This window comes from Megasphaera massiliensis (assembly GCF_000455225.1).
GTDB lineage: Bacteria > Bacillota > Negativicutes > Veillonellales > Megasphaeraceae > Megasphaera > Megasphaera massiliensis.
The window spans coordinates 199,076-216,457 of sequence record NZ_HF954559.1 but is presented as its reverse complement, the minus strand read 5'-3'; the positions used below and the strand labels follow the sequence as shown (position 1 = coordinate 216,457).

Below are 17,382 nucleotides of genomic sequence, written 5' to 3'. Positions count from 1 at the left end.
TTTTTTTCATGCCTGGAATCGGTCCCGGGCTATGAGGCCCCGGCCGATTGGGGTATAATAAAGTTGACTCTAATTATCCATCCCAGCAAAGGAGGTAATCACGATGGAACACGTCTGTGCAGCAGCCGGATTCTTTCCCCATCCGCCTATCATGCTGCCCGAAATAGGCGGCCCTGAATTGTCAAAAATGACCGCCACCGTCGAGGCTGTCGAAGCGGCTTCGGCACTGATTGTCAGTCAAAAGCCGGAAACACTGGTCATCTTATCGCCCCACAATTACGTATTTCCCGACGGAGCCGCTATCATCGCCGCGCCTCGCCTCTACGGAAACCTGGCCGCCTTCGGCTATCCGGAGCTTGCGATGGATGTTCGGACCGATATGGACCTTGCCGAAGAAATTGTCAACAAGGCCAGTCAACAGACCGATATCTATCGCCTCGACGCCGCCTGGAGCGATCGCTTCGGCCATCCTCTCAGCGTCGACCAGGGCACCTTCGTCCCCTTATATTACCTTCGTAAAGCCGGCTTCACCGGACCTATCGTCATCATGGCTCCCCGATTTGACGATTACGACAGTATGACCCGCTTAGGCGACATCGTCATAAAGGCCGCCAAAACCCTTGGCCGGCGCATTGCCGTCATCGCCTCAGGCGATCTGTCCCACCGCCTGCTTCAAGGCTCGCCCAATGGCTACACGCCAAATGGGGCCGTCTTCGACAAGCTGGTCATGGAAGCCCTGCTCAAGCAAAATCTCTCAGGACTCACCGACCTCAGCCGCAGTTTTATCGACGAAATCGCCACCTGCGGCCTGCCTTCCGTCTACTTTTTGTTCGGTGCCCTGCGTCACTTCCGTCCGGTCATGCCGGTCTATGCCTATGAAGCCCCCTTTGGCGTCGGCTACGGTGTCGCCCTCTACCTTCCCGAAGGCCAGGAAGACCAGGTCGTAAAACGGGCTCCCTCGGACATACGAGTCCGCTTGGCCCGTGAAAGCATCACCTACTACCTTCAGCATCATGCCTTAATGGCCGTCCCCAAAGACCTGCCGGAAGAACTTCAGGATCAGGCCGGTACCTTCGTATCTCTCCATAAAGGAAGCCGTCTGCGCGGCTGCATCGGTACCTTCCTTCCCATACATCTGAATACGGCCAGTGAAATCATCCATAATGCCGTCTCAGCGGCCACACGGGATCCGCGTTTCTCACCGGTCAGCTTAGAAGAGCTCGCAGATATCGATATTTCCGTCGACGTCTTAGGGAAGCCGGAGGCCGTCACTTCAGCCAGCGAGCTCAATCCCAAAAAGTACGGCGTCATCGTCATGAGCCATGCCCGTACAGGCCTCCTCCTTCCTGACCTCGAAGGCGTAGACACAGTCGAACAGCAGATCAGCATCGCCAAGGAAAAGGCCGGCATCCCGCCGCAGATACAGCCCGATTTATACCGCTTCACCGTCGACCGTTACAAGTAGGTATCCCCATGGAAGCTGCCTTTTATCACATAGACCGAAGCGGCAAGGCCGTCTGCGGCCTCTGCCCCCATCACTGCCGCATCGAGAAAGGTCGCTGCGGCCGCTGCCAAACGAGGGGCTTTGACGGTACGACCCTTCAGGCCTTAAACTACGGAAAAATCACGAGTCTTGCCTTAGATCCCATCGAAAAGAAGCCCCTCTATCACTTCCACTGCGGATCCCTTATCTTATCCCTCGGTTCCTGGGGCTGTAACTTCACCTGTCCCTTCTGCCAGAACTGGCAGATTTCGCAGCAGCCGGCACCGTCCCAAGACCTGACACCGGGAGAGGCCGTCGCCTTAGCCGAAAAATACGTACCTCAGGGCAATATCGGCCTGGCCTATACCTATAATGAACCGACCCTCAGCTATGAATTTATAATCCAAACAGCGACGCTGCTTAAGAAACGAGGCCTGTTCAACGTCATGGTCAGCAATGGCTATATCGAAAGAAAGCCCCTCGAAGGGCTTCTCCCCTATATCGACGCCTGGAACATCGACCTCAAAGGATTTTCCGAAGAGTTCTACCGCTCCCAGTGCGGCGCCTCCCTGCAGCCCGTATTAAATACGATTACCGCTGCCGCTGCCGTCAGCCACGTCGAAGTGACGACCTTAATCATTCCCGGAAAAAACGACGATGAAGACCAAATAGACCATGAAGCCCGCTGGCTGGCAGGACTTCGTCCGGATATTCCCCTCCATCTGACTCGCTACTTTCCCCGTTATCGGGATACGACGCCGATGACACCGGTCGATACCCTTCACCGGGTAGCAGCCGTTGCCAAAAAGCATCTGCACCACGTCTATATCGGAAACGTATGACTGATTTGCCAACGTTATGCCCGATTGTTTTAACTTTAATCTTGCATGCCGTGTTTATCATGATATAATAAGTTACAACTTGATATTAATTTTAAAAAAGAAGTGGTGATAGGCAATGGCATTAAAAGAATTTACTTTCAGTATTGGTGAAACGACACAGACCGTCAAACTGCCGGAAGAACATATTTCCGACGTCATGGAAGGAAAGCACGTCCCCGCCGTCGACGTCAAAGAAGCGACGATTGACTGCATGCGCCACCCCATCGGCAGCGCTCCGCTGGCCGAAAAGGTACAGCCCGGTGATAAAGTCTGCCTGGTCGTCGCCGACATTACGCGCACGTGGAATCATTCCAACCAATTTCTCATCTACGTCATCGATGAATTAAACTTGGCCGGCATTCCCGACGACGACATCTATATCGTCTTTTCCCAAGGTTCCCACCGGGCCCAGACGCCGGAAGAAGACGTCGCCGTCTGCGGTCAGGAAGTCATCGACCGCATCAAGACTTATCAGCACGACTGCATGGATCCGACCCTTGTCGACTGCGGCACGACCAAGCTGGGCACGCCGCTAAAGCTGAATAAACACGTCGTCGACGCCGACAAGGTCATCATCATCGACGGGATTACGACCCACCTCTTTGCCGGTTTCGGCGGCGGCCGCAAGCTCATCCTGCCCGGCGTATCCGGCTTCGAAACGATTCAACGCAATCACTGCCATGCCTTGGCCGACGAATTCGGTCACGGTGTCAATCCCAAGACCCGGGCCCTCATGATTGAAAACAATCCTTTGAACGATGACATGGTCGAAGCCTGCAGCAAGATCAATCCCTGCTTCCTCGTCCATTCCATCATCAATGCCGACGGCGAAATCTGCCGCATGGTCGGCGGCGATTGGTATGAAGCCTGGCATGCCGGAACGCAGGCCGTCCTCGACATCCAGCGCGTCCCCATGAAGCAGAAAACGGACGTCGTCTTCGCCTGCGCCGGCGGATATCCCAGTGACGTCAGCCTCTACCAGGGCAGCAAATGCTATGACCCGGCTGAAATGGCCGTCAAAGAAGGGGGCATCATCATCGCCATCATGGAAGCCCGCGACATCAAAGAACCGGCCATCTACCTCGACAGCTTCAAATACGATACGATGGAAGAGATGGAAACGGCCCTCAGGGCTCACTTCACCATCCCCTTCTTCGTCGCCTTCAATCTGTTCTGCCTGGCCCATAAAAACACAGTCATCCTGGTCACCCTGCCACGAAACTTCGAGGACATCCGCCGGACCGGCCAAATCCCGGCAGCCACCGTCGAAGAAGCGTGGAATCTGGCCCAACAGAAGTTAAAGGAACAGGGCAAGGAAGACTATACGATCAACGTCATGCCCCACTGCACCAAAATCGTCCCGATCTTACAGGGATAACGGAGCAAATCTATTCGTTCTATTTATGTCCATTCTTAGATATATTCTAAAACAACATAACTTACTTACGTTTATATCATGACAATCATGAAATTCTATGCTATAATATAGCCAAGAAATGCAGAAGGAATAGAAAGCAAGTCGATTCCTTGCAAGTGCATTAGAAAGGGGTGAGTCCAGTGGAAGTAGAGAAGGTCGAACATGCCGCTGGCGGCAAGGGGTTCATCTTGAAGAGACAGCTTCTGAGCGCCACCGAACTGCGAGGAGACGTTGGTATGTTCGCAGAAATCACCTTGAAACCTGGATGTTCTATAGGTTACCATGCTCACAATGACGACGCAGAAGCATATTATATCCTTTCCGGTGAGGGACAATATGACGACAACGGAGTAATCCGGACCGTTAAACGAGGAGACGTTACATACACATCAGACGGTAAGGGTCACGGCTTGGAAAACAAAAGCGATACAGACTTAGTTTTCATTGCGTTGATCATGAACAACTAAATAATGTCTATAGGATTAACACGAGTTCGTCGATGAACATGATGTATTAACTTATCTTGATCTAAAGTGCTTCGAACTTTTCGAATGGGTGTGATGTGTTTCAAATAGGTTAGTCTAAGTATCTGGTTGTAACGAACGATGACTGTTTTAACGTTTTGAGTTTTAGCGAAAGCAGAATCAAACACTAAATGAATATGAATCCTATAACGTGAGGATCGGTATACATATGTCGCTTGTGTGCCGATCCTTTTACGTGTCTTTTTTTACAATGTGAACGCCTCTTTCATTGACAGAATGCCTGCCCTCTTCTATAATATACTGAAACGGTAGTTTATTACTGCCGTCCATATTTCTCAAAGGGGGAAGATACTCATGTCAAATGAATCACGAGACGGAGTACAAGAACAAGCCCGGGAAGCGATGCGCAACAATCGCAATCGCCATCAGGGCCGTCAATTCATCTTATGGATCGGGGCCTTAATCCTCGGCGCCATCTTAGGCTGGCTTGGTATTCCGGTGTTGAACCAATTATTCGATTTCATCGCAACGGTTTTCACGCGCTTATTCCAGTTCATCGCTATACCGACCATCGCCTTAGCCGTCATTACAACCTTATCGGCACTGGGTGCTAAAAAAGAAACGGGGCGCATCTTTGTCCACGCCGTCACCTACACCCTGCTGACAACGATTTGTGCCGCCGCCATCGGTCTGGCACTCTACATCTGGATTGCCCCTGGCAATCTGCCTATGGAACTGATCAGTTCCGGTGTTTCCAGCGTTCCGCAGAAACTCGAGTCGGTCACCTACTACGACCATTTCCTGTCGGTTATTCCGAATAATATACTCCAGCCCTTCTTATCGGGCAACGTCCTTTCGGTCATGCTCATCGCAGCCGCTGTCGGCCTTGCCTTAGCCTTCATGCCCAAGACCGAAAATCGTGCCGTCCTGCTCAAAGGCCTCTTAGGCCTGCAGGAAGTCCTCTTCGCCCTCATTCGGGCCCTGCTTTGGATTTTACCGCTCGGCATCCTGGCCTTCTCGGCTCAGCTGGCAGCTCAGATTGAAGCCGGTATCATCGTCAGCGCTTTGGGGAAATATACCTTGGTCATCCTCGGCGGCAACCTCATTCAGTTCTTCATCGTCCTGCCGATTTTCTTAGCCATTCGCGGCTTGAATCCGCTCTACGTCTTCCGCAAAATGGCTCCGGCTATCGCCGTCGCATTGTTCACCAAGAGCTCTGCCGGCACCCTGCCGGTTACCCTGGCCTCGGCTGAACAGCGCCTTAACGTTCATCCTCAGGTATCGCGCTTCGTACTTCCGATTTGCACGACCATCAACATGAACGGCTGTGCAGCCTTCATCTTGGTCACGTCCCTCTTTCTCATGCAAAACGGCGGTACGGAATTGACCATGGGCACGATGATTGCCTGGCTCTTCATCGCCGTCCTGGCAGCTATCGGCAATGCCGGTGTTCCCATGGGCTGCTACTTCCTGACCCTGTCCCTCATGTCCAGTATCGGTGCTCCGATCGGCATCATGGGCATCATCCTGCCGATTTATACCATCATCGATATGGTAGAAACGGCGGAAAACGTTTGGTCTGACGCAGCTGTCTGCGCCATGACCGACCATGACCTGGCACATACTCTCGATGCCGAAGCCAAAGAAAGCGTCGTCGCCGGTCACTAAAATCTTTTAAAAATCTTATAATGTACCTAAAAAGGGAGGCTGACCTGATAGCCATCGCTATCGGCCAGCCTCCCTTTTAATGTATCTTCATGAAAGGAGACTTTCGAAGAAGCCAGTCTTAACGGAACAAACCGCCGGAAATGACGAGTTTTTGAATTTCGTTAGTGCCTTCGTAAATCTGGGTGATCTTGGCATCGCGCATCATGCGTTCGACATGGTATTCTTTCATATAACCGTTGCCGCCCAGCATCTGAACGCATTCCGTCGTCACTTTCATGGCAACGTCGGTGCAGGTCAGTTTCGCAACAGCCGCGTCTGTCGTGTACGGTTTACCCGCTTCTTTGAGGCAGGCTGCCTTATAAAGAACCAGGCGTGCCTTTTCAATATCGGCGTAGAGTTCAGCCATCTTGAAGGCCAGATACTGCTGTTTATACAGCGGTTTGCCGAACTGTTCACGTTTCTTCAGGTAGTCGATGGCAATGTCAAAGGCCCCTTCTGCCAGGCCCAGGGCCTGAGCGCTGACGCCGATACGGCCGCCGTCGAGAGTCTTCATGGCCAGTTTGAAGCCTTCGCCCGGTTTGGCAATCATCCGATCTGCCGAAACGCGAACGTTTGATAAGACCATTTCCGAAACCTGAGCCGAGCGGATGCCCATTTTATTTTCCAGTTTGCCGACATGGAAGCCTTCCATCCCTTTTTCCAAGACGAAAGCGCACATGCCCTTGATGCCGATAGCCGGATCAGTCAAAGCGTAGACGACGGTATAGTCGGCAATGGGACCGTTGGTATTAAAAATTTTAGTACCGTTTAAGATATAGTCGTCGCCGTCTTTAGTAGCAATCGTCTGCTGACCGGCAGCGTCAGAACCGGCCGTCGCTTCCGTCAGTCCAAAGGAGCCGATGGCCTGGCCCGATGCGATGGGGGATAAAAAGCGTTTTTTCTGTTCATCCGTCGCCGAAGAATACATGACACTGCCGCCGTAAAGAGACGTATTGACCGAAAAGCCGATGCCAAAGGAAGAATCTACTTTGGAAACTTCTTCAACAGCCAGGATATACGGAAGATAGCCGACATCGCTGCCGCCGAATTCTGTCGGATAGCAGAGACCGAACATGCCCATCCTGCCAAATTCTTTAAAAGCTTCCAACGGAAATTCCGAAGCTTCATCGCGTTCTACAACACCGGGCAATAACCGTTTAGCCGTAAAATCGCGTACTTGGTCGACAATTTGCTGCTGTTGTTTCGTGAGTTCAAAATCCATGATCGTCACTCCTTCTGTTGAAATGGAAATATCCATATAGCGTGTATAAACCTTAGTTATATAAATATTTCGTTACAAGAAATATCTTGCCTACATATTATCATGGGAAATCGACAAAGTCAACGAAGTGCCAAATTTATCATAGACAGACTATTTTTTATGCCAATTTATAATAAATAAGCATTCTTCATAAAAAAAGATCTGAACCACAGCGACGAACTGTCATTCAGATCTTTATGTAAATTCCTATATGGCCTAATTATGAGCGGCTGCGCATGACCGCTTCCTTCATTTCCTTAACATAGTCATAGATTGGTTTTTCTGCATCGTCCCCGTATTTAGCAATCAGTTTGACGATGGCACTGCCAACGATGACCCCGTCGGCGTCACGGCCAATGGCTTCAGCCTGTTCGGTCGTATTGATGCCGAAGCCGACGGCACAGGGAACGTCAGTCACAGCTTTAGCCGTATCGATAATGTCTTTGAGGTTGGTCTTGATTTCCGTCCTTGTTCCGGTTACGCCTAAGGAGGATACGATGTATAAAAAGCCTTCCCCGGCCTTAGCAATGGTCTGGATCCGGTCTTTTGAGGTCGGAGCAATCATGGAAATGATATCGATACCATGAGCCTTGGCAGCGGCTGCACATTCGCCCCGTTCTTCAAAGGGCATATCCGGAATAATGATGCCATCGAGGCCTGCTTCTTCGCAACGAGTGAAGAAGGCATCGGCCCCATAATGGAAGACGGGATTGAGATAGGTCAAGAATACCAAGGGGATCTGCGAATCCTTCCGGACGCGCTTAACGAGATCAAAGACGTCGTCGATGCGCGTCCCTTGTTTCAAGGCCCGCAAGTCCGCTTCCTGGATGACGATGCCTTCAGCAATGGGATCGGAAAAGGGAATTCCGATTTCAATCAAGTCGGCACCGGCTTTTTCCATGGTCATAATGTATTCATAGGTCTTTTCCAACGACGGGTCACCTGCCGTCAAAAATCCGATAAAGGCTTTTCCCTTTTTAAAAGCCTGGCCAATCTTACTCATGTAAATCCCTCCCCTTATATCTTGCAATGGCAGCAACGTCTTTATCGCCGCGGCCGGACAAGCAGACGATGATGCTGTCTTCAGGACTCATCGTCGGTGCCAGCTGCATGGCTTCATAGACGGCGTGGGCGCTTTCAATGGCGCAGATGATTCCTTCTGTGCGGGCCAAATATTCAAAGGCTTCGACGGCTTCATCATCTTTGACCGGAATGTACTGAGCCCGACCCGTTTCATTTAAGTAGGCGTGTTCCGGTCCGATACCGGGATAGTCGAGACCGGCCGAAATGGAATAGACTTCGTCGATCTGGCCGTCTTCGTTCTGGCAAAAAATCGATTTCATGCCGTGAAAGATTCCCACTTCCCCCTTGGCAATCGTCGCCGCATGGAGTTTGGTATCGATGCCCTTACCGGCAGCTTCGCAGCCGATGAGACGGACATCTTTATCGTCGATGAAGTGGTAGAACATACCCATGGCATTGCTTCCGCCACCGACGCAGGCCAAGACCGCTGCCGGTAATTTTCCTTCCTTGTCGAGGATCTGCTGACGCGCTTCCTTACTGATAACAGACTGGAAATCGCGAACCATCATCGGGAAAGGATGAGGCCCCATGGTCGAGCCGATGACGTAATGAGTGTCATCGACACGGCTGACCCATTCTCGCATGGCTTCGTTGACGGCGTCTTTAAGGACTCGGGAGCCGGAAGTAACGGCATGGACCTTAGCCCCCAACAGTTCCATACGATAGACGTTCAAAGCCTGGCGAATCGTATCTTCTTCACCCATGAACACTTCACATTCAAGGCCTAAGAAAGCGGCGGCCGTCGCCGTCGCGACACCGTGCTGACCGGCACCGGTTTCAGCGATGACCCGGGTCTTGCCCATCTTTTTCGCCAACAGGCACTGACCTAAGGCATTGTTGATTTTATGGGCCCCTGTGTGGTTCAAATCTTCACGCTTCAAATAGACTTTCGCACCGCCCAAATCTTTCGTCATCCGTTCGGCATAGTAAAGGAGTGACGGCCGATTGGCATAGTTATCAAGGAGTTCTTTTAATTCTGCCTGAAAGGCCGGGTCATGTTTATAATGGTCGTAGGCTTTTTCCAATCGCTGAATTTCATTCATCAGCGTTTCCGGTATATACTGGCCGCCAAAGGAGCCGAATCTTCCTGTACTCATCTGTTTACCTCCTGTAAACACCTAATGTTGTCATAAATAAAGTCATCTTTTCTCTGTCCTTCACCCCATCCGTTTCGATGCCGCTGCTGACGTCGAGGGCATAAGGCTGAAGGGCTGCTGCTTGAACTGCATTCTGCGGCGTAAGGCCGCCGGCTAAAAAGTACGGTCGGCCAATGCCTTTCAGCAAGGACCAATCAAAGGCCTTACCCGTACCGCCCTTTCCCTGATCGAGGAGGATATAGTCGGCACGGCTCTCCAAGGCTCGCGTTACGTCGTCTTGATTGGCAATAGAAAAAGCCTTGATGACAGGAACGCCTAAATCCGTCTGTATCTGCTGTACGAAAGCTTCATCTTCCTGACCGTGGAGCTGGACAAGCTGGATGACGCCTTTTTTTACTAACGACGCCATATGCTTCGGCTCATCGTCGACAAAGACGCCGACAGCCGGGATGGACGGATCCAGTTCCCTGCGAAGTTCTGCTGCCAGCTCATCAGAAACGCGTCGCTTCGTACCGGCGAAGACGAAGCCGGCATAGTCGGGGTGGAGTTCATTGGCCCAAACGATGTCGCAAGGCCGCTTGAGGCCGCAGAACTTTACCTTAACCACGAGTTCCGGCGGCAAGTTCCGCCAGAGCCGCCTTCTTATCAGGACTGCGCATCAGCGTCTCGCCGATGAGGACGGCGTCTGCGCCATGGTCATAGAGGCTTTTCGTATGCTCTCCCGTCTTGATGCCGCTTTCGGCAACAAAGAGAATATCGTCCGGTACCAGCGTTCTCAGACGGAAGCTCGTGTCGAGGGAGACCGTAAAGTCTTTTAAATTCCGATTGTTGACGCCGATGATGCGGGCACCGGCCTTGATGGCCCGAAGGACCTCCGTTTCGTCGTGAGCTTCAACCAAGGCCGAAAGGCCCAGAGAATCGGCAAGTTCAAAGAAGCATTTCAATCGTTCATCATCGAGGATGGCGCAGATCAAAAGGACTGCCGAAGCACCAATGGCCCGGGCTTCATAGATCTGATACTCATCGATGATGAAATCTTTGCGAAGGACCGGCGTCTGAACCGCCTCGGCAATATCCTGTAAATACTTGGGACTTCCTAAGAAGTAATCCCGTTCAGTCAATACGGAAATAGCCGCCGCACCGGCCTGTTCATATTCCCTCGCAATGGCTTCATAGGGAAAATCAGGAGCAATCAGTCCTTTTGAAGGCGAGGCTTTCTTGACTTCACAAATGAAGGAAAGCCCCTTCTGTTTCAGGTTATGTTCAAAGGGGAATCCCTCTTTTTTCGGAGCTGCCAAGGCCCGTTCTTTCATCTCCGATAAGGAAACTCGTGCCTTATCCTCTACCAGCCTTTTTGCAACAGCTGCCGTTAAATCATCGAGTATCATGTGCTCACCTTCTTACGAGTTGCTGACAGCAATGCAGCGATTCAGCGTTTCCATAGCCTTGCCGCTGTCGATGAGATCGGCAGCCATTTTGATACCGGCACCGATGGAATCGGCTTTACCGGCAATGAACAAGGCCGTTCCGGCATTCAAGAGGACGGCGTTTCGTTTCGGCCCCTGAACAGTTCCCTTCAGGATGCCTCGCGTGATGTCGGCATTTTCTTCCGGCGTGCCGCCGACGAGGTCTTCCTTCGTTCCAGGCACCATGCCGAAGTCTTCCGGCCGCAGGATAGATGTCCGATAATATCCGTCACGGAGTTCACAAATCGTCGTCGGCCCGTTCGGCGAAATTTCATCGAGTTTTTCCTGGCCGTAGGCGACGATTCCTCGTTTGACACCAAGGGTCGACAATACTTTCGCCAGGGGTTCGACCAGGTATTCATCGTAAACGCCGAGGAGGATCATCGTCGGCTTAGCCGGACTGGTCAAGGGCCCGAGGATGTTGAATACGGTCCGGAATCCCAGTTCCTTGCGGATGGGTCCGATATACTTCATAGCGGCATGATATTTCTGAGCAAAGAGGAAGCAGAAGTTCGTTTCTTCCAGCATCTTAAGTGCCAGTTTCGGATCCTGTTCGATATTGAGCCCCAGTGTTTCCAGGCAGTCTGCCGTACCGCACAGAGACGAGGCGGCTCGATTGCCGTGTTTGGCTACTTTAACACCGGCCGAGGCAATAACCATGGCCGACGTCGTCGAAATATTGAAAGAATGGGCACCGTCGCCGCCGGTACCGACGACTTCCAGGACATCCATGCCCGGATGAGGAACGGGCGTTGCCATAGAGCGCATGGCTTCGGCACAGCCTGAAATTTCATCAATCGTTTCGGCCTTAGTGCTCTTCGTCGACAGCGCCGCCAAGAAAGCGGCATTCTGGGTCGGTGTCGTCTTGCCGTTCATGATTTCCAGCATAACTGCCTTTGCTTCGTCATAGGTCAAATCACCTTTATTTACAATCTTGATAATCGCATCTTTAATCATCGTCGTTACCTCCTCGTAATGACTCTATCTATTATAATTTTAAGAAATTTTCAACCATCATCGGTCCCGTCGGCGTCAATATCGATTCCGGGTGGAACTGCAAGCCGTATGTAGGATAATCTTTATGGGCGACGGCCATGATTTCGCCGTCATCGGTCCGAGCCAGGACGCGAAGATCATCGGGAAGGGTATCGGGATCGAGGGCCAGCGAATGATACCGACCGACGTCGACCGTTTCGGGAAGTCCCTTAAAGAGGGGATTGTCCCGGTCGAGGGCGGCGACGGATTGTTTGCCGTGCATCAATTCCCCGGCGTAGGTAATGGTGCCGCCGTAGACTTCACAAATAGCCTGATGGCCCAAGCAGACGCCGAGGATAGGGATCTTTCCCTCAAAATAGCGGATAGCCTGTTCACAAATCCCGGCATCCGACGGCCGACCCGGGCCCGGCGAAATGATCAGATGATCCGGATGCAGTCCCTCAAGGGCTTCTACGGTCATTTCATCGTTGCGGATGACCTTAATGTCCGGATTCAACTGTCCGATGAGCTGGTAGAGATTATAAGAAAAACTGTCGTAATTATCGATGAGTACAATCATTTGTCAATCCCTCCATTGGCCCGCTGCAGGGCGATGACGACGGCCTTGGCTTTATTCAGGCATTCCTGGTGTTCCTGTTCCGGTACGCTGTCGGCGACGATGCCGGCGCCGGAGCAGGCGTAGACGTGATTCCCCTTCTTATAGGCCAGGCGGATGCCGATACAGCAATCCATATTGCCGGTAAAATCGATGTAGCCGACGGCGCCGCCGTAAACGCCGCGCTTATGACCTTCCAGTTCATCAATGATTTCGCAGGCCCGGATTTTCGGAGCCCCGGACAAGGTGCCGGCCGGCAAGGCAGCGGCAATGGCATCGACGGCAGTCTTATCGTCCCTTATCGTACTGTGTACGGTAGAACCGATATGCATGATATGGGAAAAGCGCAGGACGTTGAGGTAACGTTCGACATGGACGCTGCCAAAGTCACTGATGCGTCCCAAGTCGTTTCGGCCTAAGTCGACGAGCATATTATGCTCTGCCAATTCCTTGGGGTTGTGCAAGAGTTCGTCTTCCAGTTGATTATCTTCTTCCACCGTCTTGCCCCGCGGCCTCGATCCGGCTAAGGGAAAGGTAAAGAGGTCCCGCCCTTCGAGGCGGATCAGCGTTTCCGGAGAAGAACCGGCAAGCTCGATATCGTCGCCGGAGAAGAAGAACATATACGGCGACGGGTTGATCGTCCGCAGCACGCGGTACGTATCGAGGAGGCTGCCTTCGGCTTCAGCCTGAAGGCGATTGGCTAAGACGACTTGGAAGATGTCCCCTTCGCGGATATAATGTTTCCCCTTTTCAACCATTTGGCAGTATTCCTGCTCATTAAAGAGGGGTTTAAAGTCGCTCTTTAACTGAAGGGGCTGGGCCGGTGCCTTCTCGCCATGGCGAATGAGGTCTTCCATACGCTGTAGTTCCAACATAGCCCGATTATAATTTTCTTCTGCCCCGTCGAGGCGAACGTTGACGATGAGGTAAATCTGCTGCTTTAAATTATCGAAGACGATGACCTTGTCGAAGAGCATGAGGTCGAAATCATTAAAGCCATCGTCATCAGCGGCCTTGAGTGTCAGTGACGGTTCAGCATATTTAATAAAATCGTAGGAAAAGTAGCCTACCAACCCGCCGGTAAAGGGAGGTAACCCTTCCAGGCGCGGCGCCTTATTGTCGGCTAAAATTTGAGAAATGAGCTGTTCCGGATGGTCCGTATGAATCTGTACTTCAGCCCCGGTCTTGATTGTAACCGTTCCGTCTTTGCAGAACAGGCCCATCTGAGGATCGTATCCTATGAAGGTGTATCGGCCCCAACGCTGAGAATCTTCCATACTTTCCAAGATATAGCAATGAGAGCTGATATGCTTGACCGTTCGCAAGACTTCAATCGGGGTACAACTGTCGGCATACATGCTGACTCCGACAGGAACGACCTTATATTGGTCTTGGTAGGCTTTTACCTGTTCTAAGCTGAGCGTTTCCATACAAACCTCCTAAAAAAATAATCCGTCCATGACAATACGATTTGTCAAGGACGGATTTAAGTTCCGCGGTGCCACCTTGTTTTAGGGGTTGAGCCCTACTCTCGACGGAATACCAACATATTCCCGGTAACTGACGTATACCAACACGTCGCAGGATACTCAGCCTTGCGGCCTTTGACTGCGCCCTCAGCGGTCCATTTAACGAGCTGCGTCGGCCGGCTCTCAGCACCCCGGCTCTCTGTACGTGCACGTCATCGTTTTTACTTCCGCCTCAATGGTTTCATGGACGATGTTCAATTGATGTTTGTATGATACACCGCATGATTTAAACTGTCAAGGTAGTTTTTATATAATTTTTAAGATAATCGTTTTACTTGTGTTTAAGCCCACACTTTTAGGGAGAAATTTCCGTCTTACATCATGGCAATAATCGGCGAGATAATCAAGAGGATACCAGCGAATACGATGAGTACCAGCGAAATTCCCTTATATTTGTGAAGGGCATTGACTTTGTAAACCAAGTACGCCGGGATAAGGCAGGCGATGATACCGAAGATCGGTCCGAGAAGGGTCAGGAGCTTCAAGACCGGTGCATTGAGGACGATGGCGCCCCAGGCAACGGCAACGGCGAAGATGAGGATGCCGAAGCTGACCATTTTCTTATTGATCTTGTCTTCCGGCATGAAGCGGTGCAGGAGATTCATGGCGATCCCCTGGCAGGCTTCGCGGAATCCGAGGAACACACTGAAGAAGGCCGTCATAACGGCGAAGACGTTGAGGACCAGGCTGAAGATCTTAACAGCGCTGCCGTCGAAGCCCTTGGCAACGATAGCCAGTGCAGAAATGTTCTGGGAATAAGCGAGAACGGCTTGATCGTGACCGAGCGCCAGGTTAAAGGACATGGCATACGAGAAGATCGTAATGAACAAGACGGAGAAAGCGATTTTCATAGCCCGCATGGCTTTGTAGCGAGCGACGTGGATCGATTTGTTATGAGAGCGGTAAGAAATGACCATGGGGCTGATGCTGGGGATAAACAGAATCGAGGTCAAGGTTACAGGCAGCATGGCAATCGTGTTTTTCACGAGGTAGCCTAAATCGGGGAAAACGCCGATATTGGCAATGTTCCAGTGCTGGATCATGATGCCGCCTAAACAGATGACGACTAACAATTTCGTTAAAACCATCAGTGTCGAAATCCGGAACAAGAGCTGTTCACCACGGGAGGCGAGAAGGACCATGGCACAGATGATAGCCAGCCCATAAAAAGGATTGTCGGACAGGAGCGTATCGGTGACGCCGAAGGAATAGAGGAAGGATGCACTGTCATTGGTCAGTGCCGTCGAATACATGAAAACACAGATGAGAATACTGAGGAAGTAAAGGATGCCCAGCAGGAAACCCCAGTTTTTGCCGAGATAGCCGCTGATAACGCTGGGATAGTCTTCACACCGCGGCGAATCGGCCAGGGTATTGATGAACAAACGCTGCAGAAGATAGATGGCCGGATAGGCAATGATTGCGGAAAATAAGTAAACCCATACGCCGACCAGGCCGACCTGAACCGGTAAGAACACGATACCGGCACCGATAGCCATGCCGATACTCATAATAATCCAGCCCCAGTCCGTACTGTCGAACTTGACGGCTGCTTTCCATTGTGCATCTGTCATTCCCGCTTGGCGGGCCAGTGCTGCTGATGAATTCATATCAAAGACCTCCTATGGTGAATAGATTGGATGGATGATGTCCCCTCGACACTTACATTTTATCCCTTGATGCGGCTCTCCTTTCTCAACTTCAGTGTATATACTTTTTACCTATGTCGTTTTTTAACATTTTTCTAAAAACCGTAAATTTTAATGTACACGTCGGGGTTTTACCTTTTACTTAAACGTTCTATTCTATGGTTAAAGTATATCATGAAAGGTATAGGCTGTAAAATATTCATTGTGCAATTTGCATTCATAGTATTTATCTATGGAATAAGTCATTATTCCTTACTTTTTTGTCAGGAAAACGAGAAATATCCATGAGTTTAAAATGAATCATTATCACCTTACGCCAAATTTCACAAACATTTGTCTTTTTCAAAAAGCCAAATTTGGTTAACTTTTCTTTATAATTTAAATTTTTAAGTGGGATTTTTCTTTCTTCATTTTTGCTGTTTCGAGATTAAAATTTTCATTTTAAAACTTTCTTTACTGTGTCAAAAAATCATAACTTTCCCAACTTTGCTTATTTTGATACAATAAAGCTAAGAAGGGCGTCTCTATAGGTACGGTTTATATTTGAGGTGGTTTTACTATGACTTTACAACAATTGCGTTATATCCTTGAGTTATCAAAACACAATTCTATTTCTGCCGCCGCCCAAGCTCTGAACATCGCCCAGCCCAGTCTCAGTGCCGCCATCAAAGACTTGGAAACAGAATTTTCCCTGACGCTGGTCAAGCGAAATCGTCACGGCATCACGTTCACATCGGCCGGGTTAGAGTTTCTGCACTATGCCGACCACATCTTAGCTCATGCTGACGAAATGCATGATCATTTTCACCCTGAAACCGGCCAGGAAGACTCGCACACCCTGACCGTTTCATCTCAGCACTACCCCTTTGCCGACGAGGCTTTCATCCATGCTCTTCAGCGCATATCGCCGACATCAGCCTACACCTTTACCCTGCGTGAAGGTCGGACATCGCAGGTCATCCACGACGTCGTCACCCGTGAGAGCCAACTGGGCATCCTCTTTTTATCCCACATGAACGAAAACTTTTTGCAGGACCTGTTCCAAAAGAACAAGCTGGAATTCACGTCTCTCTGTACGTTTACGCCCTGTATCTACGTCCGCTTGGACCACCCCCTGGCAGAGAGTCAAAGCATCCCTCCCGGCAAGCTTAAGGACTATCCCTGCGTCCGCTTCGAACAAGGTCACGACCGCTCGCAGTTTTCTGAAGAACTGCTTCTATCGGACCCATCCAATCGGCAGAGCATCTATGTCACCGACCGATCGACACTGTTCAGCATCATCCGCGCAACCGACGCCTATACCATCGGAACGGGGCATGTCGCATCGGCCATCATCGGCCGCCACATTACGGCCATTCCCATTGCCAATCCCTTGGATACGATGACTGTCGGCTGGATAAAGATAAAAGAGGAAGCTCTTTCGCCAGAAGCACTCCTGTACGTCAACATTTTATCAGGGCTGCTTACGGGCCGAGAATAAGGGTTACGGGCTAAAACAAAGAATCGGGGTTCACGGACATCTTCGTGAACCCCGATTCTTTGTCTCTGCGCCCCCCTTGAAAAGACGGCAGTACCACCTCCCGGTTCTAAGACAGACAGCCCTTTCAAAAGTCCCGGGGGAATGGAGGCTGCTCCCTCTTGTAACACGGCCTTAAAAGCATCTGCAGACGCAGCGAAGGGCCACGATCAATACCTCGCTGTCAGCACAAGAGAAAGGCTATTTACGGTTTCAC

The 17,382-nt window shown here is 50.9% G+C and carries 15 protein-coding genes; 6 read left to right on the top strand and 9 right to left on the bottom strand.

Translation table 11 applies throughout. From position 1 onward, the window contains the following. Window positions 1–103: 103 nt before the first annotated feature. The 5 genes from amrA to TX77_RS12465 all read left to right on the top strand — a co-directional run bounded on the left by amrA (window position 104) and on the right by TX77_RS12465 (window position 5,934). Window positions 104–1,465 (top strand): AmmeMemoRadiSam system protein A, encoded by a 1,362-nt coding sequence (amrA, locus tag TX77_RS12485; protein WP_044505408.1) that lies wholly within the window; start codon window positions 104–106, stop codon window positions 1,463–1,465. Between the two features lie 8 nt (window positions 1,466–1,473). Then, on the top strand, window positions 1,474–2,325 hold the full coding sequence (gene amrS / locus TX77_RS12480; protein ID WP_044505407.1) for an AmmeMemoRadiSam system radical SAM enzyme: 852 nt from the start codon (window positions 1,474–1,476) through the stop codon (window positions 2,323–2,325). A 115-nt stretch (window positions 2,326–2,440) separates the two neighbouring features. Continuing rightward, complete coding sequence (larAH10, locus tag TX77_RS12475) at window positions 2,441–3,742, top strand: NPN-dependent 2-hydroxyacid racemase, LarAH10 family (RefSeq protein ID WP_044505406.1); 1,302 nt, start codon at window positions 2,441–2,443, stop codon at window positions 3,740–3,742. A 179-nt stretch (window positions 3,743–3,921) separates the two neighbouring features. Continuing rightward, window positions 3,922–4,248 (top strand): cupin domain-containing protein, encoded by a 327-nt coding sequence (locus TX77_RS12470; protein ID WP_044505405.1) that lies wholly within the window; start codon window positions 3,922–3,924, stop codon window positions 4,246–4,248. Window positions 4,249–4,668: 420 nt separating this feature from the next. Beyond that, complete coding sequence (locus tag TX77_RS12465) at window positions 4,669–5,934, top strand: dicarboxylate/amino acid:cation symporter (RefSeq protein ID WP_418294446.1); 1,266 nt, start codon at window positions 4,669–4,671, stop codon at window positions 5,932–5,934. 118 nt (window positions 5,935–6,052) lie between these two features. On the opposite strand, the gene TX77_RS12460 is transcribed toward TX77_RS12465, so the two are convergent. The 9 genes from TX77_RS12460 to TX77_RS12420 form a co-directional block, all read right to left on the bottom strand. After that, entirely contained in the window at window positions 6,053–7,195 is a 1,143-nt protein-coding gene (locus tag TX77_RS12460) for an acyl-CoA dehydrogenase family protein (protein WP_044505403.1), read from the bottom strand. Window positions 7,196–7,454: 259 nt separating this feature from the next. Next, complete coding sequence (gene trpA, locus TX77_RS12455; RefSeq protein ID WP_044505402.1) at window positions 7,455–8,237, bottom strand: tryptophan synthase subunit alpha; 783 nt, start codon at window positions 8,235–8,237, stop codon at window positions 7,455–7,457. After that, on the bottom strand, window positions 8,230–9,414 hold the full coding sequence (gene trpB / locus TX77_RS12450) for a tryptophan synthase subunit beta (protein ID WP_044505401.1): 1,185 nt from the start codon (window positions 9,412–9,414) through the stop codon (window positions 8,230–8,232). Before trpB ends, trpA begins: the two co-directional genes overlap by 8 nt. A gap of 4 nt (window positions 9,415–9,418) precedes the next feature. Next, window positions 9,419–10,021: a phosphoribosylanthranilate isomerase gene (locus TX77_RS12445; protein WP_044505475.1), complete on the bottom strand. Its 603-nt coding sequence runs from the start codon at window positions 10,019–10,021 to the stop codon at window positions 9,419–9,421. Then, window positions 10,014–10,802 carry an indole-3-glycerol phosphate synthase TrpC gene (gene trpC, locus TX77_RS12440; RefSeq protein ID WP_044505400.1) on the bottom strand — a complete coding sequence of 263 codons (789 nt, stop codon included), beginning with the start codon at window positions 10,800–10,802 and terminating at the stop codon, window positions 10,014–10,016. The genes TX77_RS12445 and trpC overlap by 8 nt, the downstream gene beginning before the upstream one ends. A 12-nt stretch (window positions 10,803–10,814) precedes the next feature. Then, window positions 10,815–11,837, bottom strand: a complete 1,023-nt coding sequence (gene trpD, locus TX77_RS12435; RefSeq protein ID WP_044505399.1) for an anthranilate phosphoribosyltransferase — start codon at window positions 11,835–11,837, stop codon at window positions 10,815–10,817. Window positions 11,838–11,868: 31 nt separating this feature from the next. Next, complete coding sequence (locus TX77_RS12430; protein ID WP_044505398.1) at window positions 11,869–12,435, bottom strand: anthranilate synthase component II; 567 nt, start codon at window positions 12,433–12,435, stop codon at window positions 11,869–11,871. After that, window positions 12,432–13,901, bottom strand: a complete 1,470-nt coding sequence (locus tag TX77_RS12425) for an anthranilate synthase component I family protein (protein ID WP_044505397.1) — start codon at window positions 13,899–13,901, stop codon at window positions 12,432–12,434. The genes TX77_RS12430 and TX77_RS12425 overlap by 4 nt, the downstream gene beginning before the upstream one ends. 413 nt (window positions 13,902–14,314) lie before the next feature. Next, window positions 14,315–15,610: an SLC5/6 family protein gene (locus TX77_RS12420; RefSeq protein WP_176698845.1), complete on the bottom strand. Its 1,296-nt coding sequence runs from the start codon at window positions 15,608–15,610 to the stop codon at window positions 14,315–14,317. A gap of 598 nt (window positions 15,611–16,208) precedes the next feature. On the opposite strand from TX77_RS12420, the gene TX77_RS12415 reads away from it, so the two are divergent. Then, a complete protein-coding gene (locus tag TX77_RS12415; RefSeq protein WP_071822373.1) occupies window positions 16,209–17,129 on the top strand; it encodes a LysR family transcriptional regulator in 921 nt (306 codons plus the stop codon). Window positions 17,130–17,382 lie beyond the last annotated feature (253 nt).

Excerpts from the sequence above, each read along its gene's own strand:
- amrA (WP_044505408.1), top strand. The coding sequence starts at position 104 with ATGGAACACGTCTGTGCAGCAGCCGGATTCTTTCCCCATCCGCCTATC.
- amrS (WP_044505407.1), top strand. The coding sequence starts at position 1,474 with ATGGAAGCTGCCTTTTATCACATAGACCGAAGCGGCAAGGCCGTCTGC.
- larAH10 (WP_044505406.1), top strand. The coding sequence starts at position 2,441 with ATGGCATTAAAAGAATTTACTTTCAGTATTGGTGAAACGACACAGACC.
- TX77_RS12465 (WP_418294446.1), top strand. The coding sequence starts at position 4,669 with ATGCGCAACAATCGCAATCGCCATCAGGGCCGTCAATTCATCTTATGG.
- TX77_RS12460 (WP_044505403.1), bottom strand. The coding sequence starts at position 7,195 with ATGGATTTTGAACTCACGAAACAACAGCAGCAAATTGTCGACCAAGTA.
- trpA (WP_044505402.1), bottom strand. The coding sequence starts at position 8,237 with ATGAGTAAGATTGGCCAGGCTTTTAAAAAGGGAAAAGCCTTTATCGGA.
- trpB (WP_044505401.1), bottom strand. The coding sequence starts at position 9,414 with ATGAGTACAGGAAGATTCGGCTCCTTTGGCGGCCAGTATATACCGGAA.
- trpC (WP_044505400.1), bottom strand. The coding sequence starts at position 10,802 with ATGATACTCGATGATTTAACGGCAGCTGTTGCAAAAAGGCTGGTAGAG.
- trpD (WP_044505399.1), bottom strand. The coding sequence starts at position 11,837 with ATGATTAAAGATGCGATTATCAAGATTGTAAATAAAGGTGATTTGACC.
- TX77_RS12430 (WP_044505398.1), bottom strand. The coding sequence starts at position 12,435 with ATGATTGTACTCATCGATAATTACGACAGTTTTTCTTATAATCTCTAC.
- TX77_RS12425 (WP_044505397.1), bottom strand. The coding sequence starts at position 13,901 with ATGGAAACGCTCAGCTTAGAACAGGTAAAAGCCTACCAAGACCAATAT.
- TX77_RS12420 (WP_176698845.1), bottom strand. The coding sequence starts at position 15,610 with ATGAATTCATCAGCAGCACTGGCCCGCCAAGCGGGAATGACAGATGCA.
- TX77_RS12415 (WP_071822373.1), top strand. The coding sequence starts at position 16,209 with ATGACTTTACAACAATTGCGTTATATCCTTGAGTTATCAAAACACAAT.